Here is a 10,903-nt window from a genome sequence, read left to right on the forward strand (position 1 = left end):
GTAATTACTCAACACTTTTTTTGGCTCTAAAATATTCTATTGTTTATTTGACTGCCACTGGCCAACCAGGCTGGCAACGTCACTTGCGCCCATGTCGGCCAAAACTGCTGGCAGGCCGTCAATCACGTGCTTGATGGCCAATTTGTCATGGAAGGCCATGCTGCCGATCTGGACAGCGCTGGCCCCAGCCAAGATGAATTCAGCCGCGTCTTCCGGGCTGTTGATCCCGCCGACCCCGATAATTGGCAGATTGGTTGCCTGCTTGACCTGGGCCACCATACGGACAGCTACTGGCTTAACTGCTTGACCAGACAAGCCGCCAAAGTCATTGCCTAAAACCGGCCGCCGGGTCTTTAAATCAAGGTGCAGACCCAGCAAGGTGTTGATCAAGGTCAAACCGTCAGCCCCGCCTCTTTCCGCTGCCTGGGCAATTTCCACAATGCTGGTAACGTTTGGCGTCAATTTCACGTATACCGGCAGGTCCACTTTTTCCTTGACCAGACGGGTGATCTTCTCCACCATTTCCGGCACGATGCCAAAAGTCATCCCGCCTTCAGACACGTTCGGGCAGGACAAGTTGAGCTCTAGGGCATCCGGCTTGGCCTCGGCCAGGATTTCAGCAACTTCCACGTAGTCTTCCACGCTTTCCCCGCCCACACTGGCCAAGATCGGCAGGTCCGGGTGCTTTTCTCTTAAAGCCGGGATCTTTTCACTAGCCACGACTTCAGCGCCTGGGTTGGTCAAGCCTACGGCATTCATGACCCCGTCACTCAGCAAGGCAATCTGCGGCTGCGGGTTGCCGGCCCGGGCGTGGCGGGTAGCAGTCTTTAAAACAATCGCCCCCATCTCGTCCCAGTCGAAATTCTCTGGCAAGTCGCCAAAGGCAAAGGTCCCACTCGCCGGCATTACCGGATTCTTCAGCTTCAAGCCTGGCAGTTCAACAGCCAAATTAACTTCTGCGGTCATTTTTCCTCCCGTGTGACTTCATGTGACTTCTTTAACTTTTCAATTCGCCAAAATTATCCTACAAAAAAATAAAAAAGGCAAGCTAGCCTGGCCCTTGATTTTTAAGAAAGTTCGTGATAGTCTTTTGTTAACTGAGCTTTAATTGGTACAGAGAGACCACAAGCAGCACAATCTTTTTGGTATGCACGCATTCTGCCCGCCTGGGGTCTCTGTAGACTCTGGCGGGCTTTTCTTATGCGGTCATACGCGCTTTGTAAATTTAAGGAGTCGCAATGAACAAACCGTTATTTATCGCTTTGGACTATGATGATCAGGAGAAAATGTGGCTGTTCCTCAACCAGCTGAAAGACAAGCAGGGCCTGCACGTCAAGCTGGGAATGGAAATGTTCTACCAGTACGGGCCGGAAATCGTCCGTGATCTGTCCGCCAAGGGCTACCAGATCTTCCTTGACCTCAAGCTGCACGACATTCCCAACACCGTCAAGCGGACGGCTCACCAGCTGGCTGCTTTAGGCGTCTACTGCACGACTGTCCACGCCTTGGGCGGCAAGCAGATGATCCAGGCCGCTAAAGAAGGCTTGATCGAAGGCACCCCGGCCGGCAAGCCGGTTCCAAAGCTTTTGGCCGTGACTGAACTGACTTCCATCTCTGAAGAAGTCTTGAAGAATGAACAGCACTGCTCACTCAGCCTGGCTGACGAAGTAAAGAGCCTGGCCCACCAGGCCCAGGAAGCCGGGGCTGACGGGATCATCTGCTCACCACTGGAAGTCAAGGCGATGAAGAGCGAATTCAGCGACGACTTCATGTTCGTCACTCCGGGCATTCGGCCAAAGAGCTACCAAAAAGACGACCAGGCCCGGGTGGCCACCCCGGCCCAGGCTAGAGAAAACGGGTCAACCGCTATCGTTGTCGGCCGGCCAATCACCCAGGCCGCTGACCCGCAAAAAGCATATGAAGAGATTTTAAAGGATTGGAGCAAGAACGATGCAAAATAACGAAATTATCCGCCAGCTGATCGACAAGAAGATTGTGACTATTTCTCCAGACAAGGACTTTGTCTACGCCAGCGGGATGCACTCCCCGATCTACACTGACCTGCGGCAGACCATTTCCTTCCCGGAACTGCGGCAAGCAATCGCTGAAAACCTGGCAGCCTTGATCAAGAAGGAATTCCCGGAAGTTACGGTCATCGGCGGTGTCGCTACTGCCGGCATCCCGCACGCAGCCTGGGTTGCTCAAGTCTTGAACCTGCCAATGGTTTACGTCCGCTCCAAGCCAAAGGACCACGGCCAGGGCCGGCAAATCGAAGGCCGCCTGTCCATGGACGACCACATCGTTTTGATCGACGACCTCATTTCAACTGGCGGCAGCGTTTTATCTGCCGTTCAAGCAGTCAAGGACACCGGCGCTCACGTTGACGGGGTCAGCTCAATCTTCACCTACCTTTTGCCAGACGCTGACGAAAACTTCAAGAAGGCCGACACCAAGTTTGCCCCGCTTTTGAACTACCGGGAACTGATTGAACAGGAAATTGCCGAAACGGTCAGCGAAGAACAATATAAGGAATTGTTGGCTTGGCACCAGGATCCTTGGAACTGGAAGCGGTAAGAGCAGGTAAAGAAATTCCTAAGAAAGGCGGATTTTTTCATGAACTTTGCCTCCAGGAACTCTATAGCTGGAAAAATATGTTATATTAGTAACCAGTACGTATGAAGGATGTGGAGATTTAATTTTATGAAAAAGCATTTGAAGAAAATCGCCGTTTTGGCAGGTGCCGCAGCTATCGGTCTGTCCACTGCCGCTTGCTCAAGCAGCTCAGCTACTGTAGTTAACTACAAGGGTGGCAAGATCACTCAAGACGAATACTACGAAGCTATGAAGGACACTTCAGCCGGCCAATCAACTTTGGTCAGCCTGATCATCTACCGCACGCTGAAGGCCCAATACGGTGACAAGGTATCTTCAAAGAAGATCGACGCCGAATACAACAAGTACAAGAAGCAATACGGCTCAAGCTTCAGCACTGTTTTGAGCTACAGCGGCTTGACTACCAAGTCATTCAAGCAAAACCTGGCTACCAACTTGTACTCAGTTGCTGCTTTGAAGGACTTGAAGAAGCCAACCACCACGCAAGAAAAGAACTGGTGGAAGAGCTACCACACCAAGACCACTGTTCAGCACATCGTAGTTGCCAAGAAGTCAACTGCTGAAACTGTCATCAAGAAGCTGAAGAGCGGCACCAGCTTTGCTACTCTGGCTAAGAAGTACTCAACTGACACTGCTACCAAGAACAAGGCCGGCAAGCTGTCAGCCTTCGACTCAACTGACACCAGCTTGAGCAGCACTTTCAAGTCAGCTGTTTGGAAGCTTAAGGAAGGCGAATACACTACCACGCCAGTTAAGACTTCATCCGGCTACGAAGTCATCAAGGTTTTGAAGACCACTGAAAAGGGCTCATACACTAAGAACAAGAAGTTCATCGACAAGCAGCTCTACGCTAAGTGGGCAGCTGACTCCAACACTATGACCAAGATCATCAGCAAGGTTCTGAAGAAGGCCAACGTCAACATCAAGGACAAGGACCTCAAGGACAAGAACCTGCTGGCTAACTACCTTGGCACTTCATCATCATCTAGCTCATCATCAAGCTCAAACTAATGAGAGCTGACGATTAGATGATAAAAAAGACTCGATTCATTTGAATCGGGTCTTTTTTGTTTGCTTCGCTACTACTTTTTCAGCTCATAAGCGGCCAGGATTTCCTTGGCCTGCTGGCGGTCTGCCTCTCTGGCAAAGGTCAATTGCAGGACCCCGTCGATTTCTTCTCTGATTTCCAAAATCTGCAGGCTGACGATGCTGATGCCGGCTTCTGCCAGCAGGCGGGTCACATCGGCTAAAGCACCAACTTGGTCGGGAATATTGACGAAGAGGTCGTAGTGACCTGGCGCTGCCCCCACCTGGTCTGGCCCCAGCTTGTCCCGGCTGATTTTTGCCTTTTGGAAAAAGTCATAAAGGGCAGCCTTATCTCCTGCTGCAATTTCCCTGACCACTTCCTTGAGCTCAGCTTGAAATTCAGCCAGCTGCTTTAAGATGTCCTCTGAATTGTTCAAAAGAATCTGGCTCCACATGGTCGGATCTGATGAAGCGATTCTGGTGATGGACTTAAAGCCCCCGGCAGCCAGCCTGGTCCCCAACGGCTGGCCAGCAAAAGTCTCTTCAGTCTGGTTGACCAGACCGGCAGCGATGATGTGCGGCAGGTGGCTGATTTGCGCCACAATCTTGTCATGTTCTTCTGCCGTCAGCTGCAGCCATTTCACTCTAGTGGCTTTAAGCAGGTCTTCTAATTCAAGCAGCCTCTTTTCTGCTGCTTGACTTGCAGGAATCAAGAAGTAAAAAGCATTCTCAAAGAGCAAGGCCCGACCTGCCCAAGCCCCAGTCTTGTGCGACCCGGCCATGGGGTGGCCGGCAATAAAGTCGATTCCTTTTTGGCTTAAAGCCTGTGCTTGGTCGACAATTGCCTGCTTGACTGAGCCGACGTCAGTTACCAGGACTCCCTTTTTCAGCTCCATCTGGCTCAATTGCCTGATATCGGCCTTTATGGCGTCAACCGGGCCGGCCAAAATGATGTAGTCCGCCCCTTCTGCCCCTGCTAAGCCTGGCAGCATCTGATCGGCCAATTGCTGGCTTAAGGCGTATTCCTGGGTTTTAGGATCGGGGTCAGAGGCCAAAATCCGGTAGTCTGGATGCCCCTCTCTGATTGCCCGGGCCAGGGAGCTGCCAATCAGTCCCAGGCCCTTGATAAACACTGTCGTCATTGCTTTTTTCCTTCTGTTTTAGCTTTTGCTTGATGCCTATTGCTTACCTAACCAGCTTCTCCAAGTCACTGAAAAAGCCCGGGTAAGACACGGAGATGCTGTCTTCATTAGCCAGACGAAGAGCTTTGTCGCTCTTTAATGCTGCGATGGCTGCCATCATCCCCAGCCGGTGGTCTCCGTGGCTGTCCAAGGTAGCATCTTTGACCTGCCAGTTTTTCCGGCCCTTGATGATCATCCCATCCGGCAGTTCAGTGATTTCCACGCCCAGTTTGCCCAATTCCTGGCTTACCGTCTTGATCCGGTCAGTCTCCTTGACTCTGAGCTCCTCTGCTCCCCGGATCTCGCTAGTTCCGTCAGCGCATGCCGCCAGGAGCGCCACCAGGGGCAGTTCATCGATGACAGCCGGAATATCTTCCGCCGTCAGCTTGACTGGAACCAGCTGGCTGGTCTCAATCGTTAGATTACCCAATTCTTCTCCCTTGCTTGGCACTTGTTCGATGGCAATTTTTGCCCCCATCTGCTCTAAGACCTTGACGATCCCCGTTCTGGTCGGGTTGAGGTTGACGCGGGTTAAAGTAACTTTTGAATTTGGCACGATGGCCCCGGCCGTCAGCCAAAAAGCGGCTGAAGACATGTCGCCGGGCACTTCTACTTCCTGGCCTGTCAATTCTTGGCCGGGCTTGACATGAATGGTTAAATTATCGGGATCAGTCGCAATATCCGCCCCAAACTGTCGCAACATGATCTCAGTGTGATTTCTGGTCGGCAGCTTTTCGATAATAGTTGACGGGCTATCTGCTGCCAGGGCCGCAAAGATGGCCGCGCTTTTGACTTGGGCGCTGGCAACTTCCAGCTGGATTTCTGCGCCATGCAGCTTCTGCCCCTTGACCGTGGCCGGCAAGGTCCCGGCCGGACTCAAGGCAATCTCTGCCCCGAACTTAGCCAAGGGCTGGCTGACCCGCTTCATCGGCCGCTTGCTTAAAGAGGCATCCCCGATCAATTGGCTGGCAAAAAAGCTGCCGGCCAAAATCCCCATTAAAAGGCGAGTCGTCGTGCCGGAATTGCCCATATCTAAAGCTTTATTCGCTGGCTTGAGCCCCCTTAAGCCTTGCCCGTAAACGACTAGTTTTTCCCCTTCCCGGTCAATTCTTACCCCCAGGTCTCGGAAGGCCTTGACTGTGGTCAAGCAGTCCTGGCCGGGCAAAAAGTGCTTGATCCTTGTCTCACCTTTGGCTAACGCTCCCAGCATCACGGCCCGGTGGGAAATGCTTTTGTCGCCAGGAACGGTTAACTGGCCAGAGAGGCCATTTGGGGCCATCGCTAATTCTTTCATGCTTTGTTCTTTCTGTTTTCTGTCTTTTTATTTTTGCTAAATTTTACTACTTAATCTGGTAGACGCACCAGACCATGGGAATTTCGATCCGGGCGAGGACTTTTTCAAAAGGCCGCAGGGTCACGTTCTGCTCATTGGTCAAAACGTACTGCCCCCGCCGGCGGTATTCCTGGTAGGCCAGGTACTTGCTGGGACAGGTCACGACTTCCGCGTCCGGCACGTACTGGAGCAGCAGCTTGGCCACGGCGGCATGGGTAAAGGCCAAGTGGTTGTGGACATAGGAATTTTCCAGAAGCAGCATGGGGTTCAAGTTCATGACAAAGGCTTCTTTTAAACCCAGCTGCTTTTGGTAGAGGTAGTGCATGTCCCCCGAATTCAAAAACATATCCATTAATATTCAAGTGAACACTAATGAACATATTCTTGTCCTCTAGCTTCAGCTAGAGGATTTTTTTAGGCTTTTTCACAGGGAAATGCCTTGTGCGCTCAGTTGTATGTACCTCCACTAAAGTTTCCCTTAGCTTCTGATACTTTTATCATACGCACAGTCAAAGAGTTCGCCATATTTTGCTTAACAAAGCCCGAAGACTCAGTCTCACAAAACGGGCAGGAATATATCCTAAGTTTCCCTAGTGCCGAGGCTCTAGGGCAGCGCCCAGTCCATGACTTGAAGCAGGGACGAACCCACGCTTGTGACGCTTTGATTGATAGACTATGCCATCACCAACTGTTTGTTTGCGTAACGGTCTTCAAGAATCAACTTAACATTCTTGTATGGCATGTATTTCGTTATTTCTTTGTCATCCGCTCTTTGCAAAATATTTACCGCTGCGGCTGTATTTGCGTTCATTTCTCCACAATTTGGACAGACAGCCATTTCATGATGTGCGCCTTTTCTTTCACTGAAATGTGCACCACATCTTGGACAGAACTGAGACGTATATGCTGGATTAACGTCAATGGTTTGAATTCCCAGACTGCCGCATAAATACTCGATACGTTTATCCAGTCTTCCTTTAGTCCATGACGATAACTTCCGTCTCACTTTTGCTTCATAGCGGTTTGATGCTTTAGGCAATTTCTCTTTAGTAAAAGTCAGATCTTCCTTGACAAGAACATCTGGGTCTTCTGCCACAAGCATCTGTCTAATGCTTGTGTTCATCACCCGCTCCATGTTGCGCTTCTTTCTTTCATGTTGGCGGTGGTAGAGCTTGCTGCCAAGATGGTGTTCTTCAAGACGGGCAATTTGGCGCTCAAGACTTCCAATGCGGTGTTTGATACGTTTCTTTGTCTTAGCTGAATAATCCTTGGCTAACTTTTCCTGCAAAGCAGACTTTTCTTCTCTTAATTCCTTGGCTAACTGGATGTATTCATTGCGATTTGTATTGCGGTCATTGCACCGCTCAACTTCAGCGCCTACCAGCTTGCTGAAATCTGCTCCATATTCTTGATCACTGCTGCATGAGATGAGAGTTGCCAATCCTTTATCCATACCCAGTTTCTTCCGTGGCTTGCGGATCTCATGAGCAACAGCTTTAATAGCACGATGAACTTCCAGCCGCTTCTTGTCTCGATCAAGAATGAGCTGGATATCGCCACGTTTCTTCTTATTGGCATAGCAGTATGGTCCTGTCAGCTTAAACTGCTTTTTCTTTCTGCATTTTGCCGTCATGATTTCTAGGTAGCTTGAGCCATCTTTTTCAACAACTCTCCACATCATTTCGTCACAGAGCATGCATCGTGCTTCTGTTGAATGAGGGTAGGGTTTATGTTTTCTGGTGAGACGTCTGATATATCCAAAACAGTGCCGAAGCTGCTTCTCGGATAAAGCGGCTCTTAGTGCAGGATACTGGCTCATTTCTTCATTTGGCTGTGCTTCATTCTCACGTCTCTGCAGAACGAGCTGCCAGTAATACGGAGAAGTGAAGACGTAATTGAGATAATGGCGCTCAGCATTAGCCAGTGCATCGTTAGCTTGAACCATCCTTTTCAGTTTCAAGCCAAGATTTGACCACATGGAATTGAGATTCATGCACACATCTTTAACCGCTTCTGTTACATGCCGGCCCTGAATTCCAAACTGCTCGCTCAGAAGCTTTTGCTTTGAGAGTCTGACCGTTCTTGAATCGGGAGATTTCAATCCTTGAGCTTTATTCTTCTTATAGGCCTTTTTCCAGTCTTTGACCGCTTTGCGGGCTTTCTTGATTTCACCGTCATGCTCGCGGATTTTATCTCTAGGGCCATACCAGTTAGCAACATCAGTCATGTGATTGATGCCGCACAACTGTGAATAAAGGAAGTCTCTGCATTTGCCGTAAGCAGTGAACAGCTCATCCAATTCTTTTAGTTCGTCACCAGTTAACTTTACAGTATAAGCTCTGACTGTCTTAGTTTGGGTTCTTCTCTTTTTTCTGGTCATTTTTGGAAGCGACTTTCTTTTTACGATCTTATGTTCGCGTCTAGCCGTATTATATCACAACAGCTCGTCCAAATACATTGATAACATGACCTAGAATAGAAAAAGACTACAAATAAGCATTAGTAGTCTTTAATTGTTATTTTTGACTATATATTTTTACAGCTGCTGACTTCCCAGGCCAGGCCCAGTTTCTGGGACTGAAAAGCTGCCGGGATCAAGAGATAGTCACCAGATAAGTCCGCCAGGTTTGCCAAGATGTCCTCAAAGCTAGCATGGCCGATGATTCCGATATCTGCTTTATCTTGCATTTTTTCCCGGTAAAAAACTGCCGCCTTCCAGCTGTCGGTTGCCTCCAGCCCTAACGTGTGCAGCCGCACTAGTATTCCCGGCATTCCTGCCGGTAGCGGGCCAATTCTTCCTGCAGGCGCTGCAAATTGCTGGATTCAAACTGCTCGCAGATGGCCTTGGCCAGTTCCAAAGCGATCACGCTTTGGATAACCAGGGAGGCCGCCACGATTGAGGTCGTGTCTGACCGCTCAATGCTGGCCAGATGCTTTTCCTTGGTATTGATGTCCACCGTCTGCAAAGGCTGGTAGAGGGTCGGAATCGGCTTCATGGCTACGTTCATGACTAGCGGCATCCCGTTGGTCATTCCTCCTTCAAAGCCGCCCAGGTGGTCGCTGAGGCGGGTAAAGCCAGTCCCCTTTTCCCAGTCGATCTGGTCCATGACCTGGCTGCCGAACTTGGTCCCCAGTTCAAAACCGTCCCCGAAGCTGACCCCCTTCATGGCATTGACGCCGACAGCGGCCGCGGCCAGCTTGGCGTCTAATTTCGTATCCCAGCTTACGTAACTGCCCAGCCCCGCCGGCAAGCCAGTTGCCACCAAGCGGATGATCCCGCCCAAGGTGTCGCCCTTTTCCTTGGTCTCTGAAATCAGCTTATGCAAATCTTCCACCTTGTCCTGGTCGATGACGTGCATGTCATTTTGAAAAATCTTTTCCCGGATCTCACTAACGTCCAGGGGCTTTTCTGAATCAGCCGCAACTTGCCCGACTTGAGCTACATAAGCCACAATGTCGATATCCAGCTGCCGCAAAAACTGCTGAGCGATATTGCCTAAAGCTACCCGCAGGGTGGTTTCTCTGGCTGATGACCGCTCCAAAACATTGCGCAGATCCCGGTGCCGGTACTTCATCCCGCCGACCAAATCCGCATGTCCTGGCCGCGGGTGCTCGAGTTTCCGCTGGGAATTTTCCGCCGTTTCTTCAGCCGTCGGCGACATGATCTCGCCCCAGTTGCCGTGGTCCCGGTTCTTGACCACTAAGGCTACCGGCCCGCCTAAGGTTACCTGGTGGCGGACCCCGCCGACAAATTCAACCTGGTCTTTTTCGATTTTTTGCCGGTCGCCCCGGCCAAAGCCTCCCTGCCGCTGGCTTAAAGCAGCATTGACTTCGGCAATGTCGATCTTCAGGCCCGCCGGCAGGCCTTCAATAATCGCCGTCAATTGTGGTCCATGGGATTCCCCCGCGGTTAAGTAGTACATGTGAGCTCCTTTGTTTTTATGCCTTATCTTCTATGTTTTCTCTTTTTACTTTTTTCTTTTTTGCTATTAGCTTTTTCTTCAACAATCATGCCAAAAGTTAACGGACAGCCGTCATGAGATTGCCTTCTTCATTCCAGGCCTGGCAGAAGTCCAGGATCTGCTGGCAGATTTCTTCCGGGCTTAAGTGGTCGGTCTGGATCTTCAAATTGGCCACCTGCTCGTATCTTTCCTGCCGGCTGGCCTTGAGCTTGGCCATGCCCTCTACGTCCAGGCTGTTGGCAAGCGGGCGATTCTTGTCATTGCCGATCCTGTCAACAATAGTCTCGATCTCCGCGTCCAAAAGGATTACCGGAGCACCGGAATTGATCAAGCAAGCGGCGTTGTCGTCCCGCATCGGGGTCCCGCCCCCGGTCGTGATCACCGCGTCTTGGTTGATGTTGTCTACTAAAGCCCGGTGCTCGCAGAGGCGGAAGTGGTCTTCGCCGAATTTGGCAAAAATTTCCGGGATGGTCATCCTCTCTCTTTCAACAATGGCCTGGTCTAAGTCGATCTGCAGCTGGTTTAACTTTTTCGCCAGCAAATCGCCAACCGTCGTTTTCCCGCATGCCATGAAGCCTACTAATACAATTCTCATCTTGTCCACTCTTTCTAAGCTAAAAAATAAAAACCACCTGTTTTGGAAGACGTCTCCAATCCAGATGGTTGCAAATTCTATAAAGAGTGGGCCCTTGCCCTCAGCCATGCTAGATTGAATTTGTATCTAGCAGGCTCAACAAACATTGGCTAGCTGAGATACGAACGTCTCGCGTCCGTATCCGCGGACGCTT

General features: G+C 50.5%; 11 protein-coding genes. 3 read left to right on the forward strand and 8 right to left on the reverse strand.

Annotated features, from left to right (window positions below):
- Positions 1 to 36 precede the first annotated feature (36 nt).
- Positions 37 to 966, reverse strand: coding sequence for a dihydroorotate dehydrogenase (locus tag ACYVUU_RS07590; RefSeq protein WP_484500527.1), 930 nt, complete (start codon positions 964 to 966; stop codon positions 37 to 39).
- A gap of 272 nt (positions 967 to 1,238) precedes the next feature.
- On the opposite strand from ACYVUU_RS07590, the gene pyrF reads away from it, so the two are divergent.
- The 3 genes from pyrF to ACYVUU_RS07605 all read left to right on the forward strand — a co-directional run bounded on the left by pyrF (position 1,239) and on the right by ACYVUU_RS07605 (position 3,624).
- On the forward strand, positions 1,239 to 1,961 hold the full coding sequence (gene pyrF / locus ACYVUU_RS07595) for an orotidine-5'-phosphate decarboxylase (RefSeq protein WP_279189185.1): 723 nt from the start codon (positions 1,239 to 1,241) through the stop codon (positions 1,959 to 1,961).
- The gene (gene pyrE, locus ACYVUU_RS07600; protein ID WP_439775831.1) at positions 1,951 to 2,574 is read left to right on the forward strand and encodes an orotate phosphoribosyltransferase; all 624 of its coding nucleotides are present in this window, start codon (positions 1,951 to 1,953) and stop codon (positions 2,572 to 2,574) included. The genes pyrF and pyrE overlap by 11 nt, the downstream gene beginning before the upstream one ends.
- Before the next feature lie 126 nt (positions 2,575 to 2,700).
- Complete coding sequence (locus tag ACYVUU_RS07605; protein WP_439775832.1) at positions 2,701 to 3,624, forward strand: peptidylprolyl isomerase PrsA; 924 nt, start codon at positions 2,701 to 2,703, stop codon at positions 3,622 to 3,624.
- A 71-nt stretch (positions 3,625 to 3,695) separates the two neighbouring features.
- Here ACYVUU_RS07605 and ACYVUU_RS07610 read toward each other — a convergent pair whose 3' ends face one another.
- The 7 genes from ACYVUU_RS07610 to ACYVUU_RS07640 form a co-directional block, all read right to left on the reverse strand.
- Positions 3,696 to 4,781, reverse strand: coding sequence for a prephenate dehydrogenase (locus ACYVUU_RS07610; RefSeq protein WP_484500528.1), 1,086 nt, complete (start codon positions 4,779 to 4,781; stop codon positions 3,696 to 3,698).
- Between the two features lie 43 nt (positions 4,782 to 4,824).
- Positions 4,825 to 6,114: a 3-phosphoshikimate 1-carboxyvinyltransferase gene (aroA, locus tag ACYVUU_RS07615; protein ID WP_484500530.1), complete on the reverse strand. Its 1,290-nt coding sequence runs from the start codon at positions 6,112 to 6,114 to the stop codon at positions 4,825 to 4,827.
- Between the two features lie 46 nt (positions 6,115 to 6,160).
- A complete protein-coding gene (locus ACYVUU_RS07620; protein WP_484498976.1) occupies positions 6,161 to 6,499 on the reverse strand; it encodes a hypothetical protein in 339 nt (112 codons plus the stop codon).
- Between the two features lie 327 nt (positions 6,500 to 6,826).
- On the reverse strand, positions 6,827 to 8,533 hold the full coding sequence (locus tag ACYVUU_RS07625) for an RNA-guided endonuclease TnpB family protein (protein WP_484500531.1): 1,707 nt from the start codon (positions 8,531 to 8,533) through the stop codon (positions 6,827 to 6,829).
- Between the two features lie 146 nt (positions 8,534 to 8,679).
- Positions 8,680 to 8,910 carry a hypothetical protein gene (locus ACYVUU_RS07630; RefSeq protein ID WP_439775816.1) on the reverse strand — a complete coding sequence of 77 codons (231 nt, stop codon included), beginning with the start codon at positions 8,908 to 8,910 and terminating at the stop codon, positions 8,680 to 8,682.
- Positions 8,910 to 10,076 carry a chorismate synthase gene (gene aroC, locus ACYVUU_RS07635; protein WP_484500532.1) on the reverse strand — a complete coding sequence of 389 codons (1,167 nt, stop codon included), beginning with the start codon at positions 10,074 to 10,076 and terminating at the stop codon, positions 8,910 to 8,912. The genes ACYVUU_RS07630 and aroC overlap by 1 nt, the downstream gene beginning before the upstream one ends.
- Positions 10,077 to 10,173: 97 nt before the next feature.
- Positions 10,174 to 10,710 (reverse strand): shikimate kinase, encoded by a 537-nt coding sequence (locus tag ACYVUU_RS07640; RefSeq protein ID WP_484500534.1) that lies wholly within the window; start codon positions 10,708 to 10,710, stop codon positions 10,174 to 10,176.
- Positions 10,711 to 10,903 lie beyond the last annotated feature (193 nt).

This window comes from Lactobacillus sp. WILCCON 0058, from assembly GCF_057198005.1.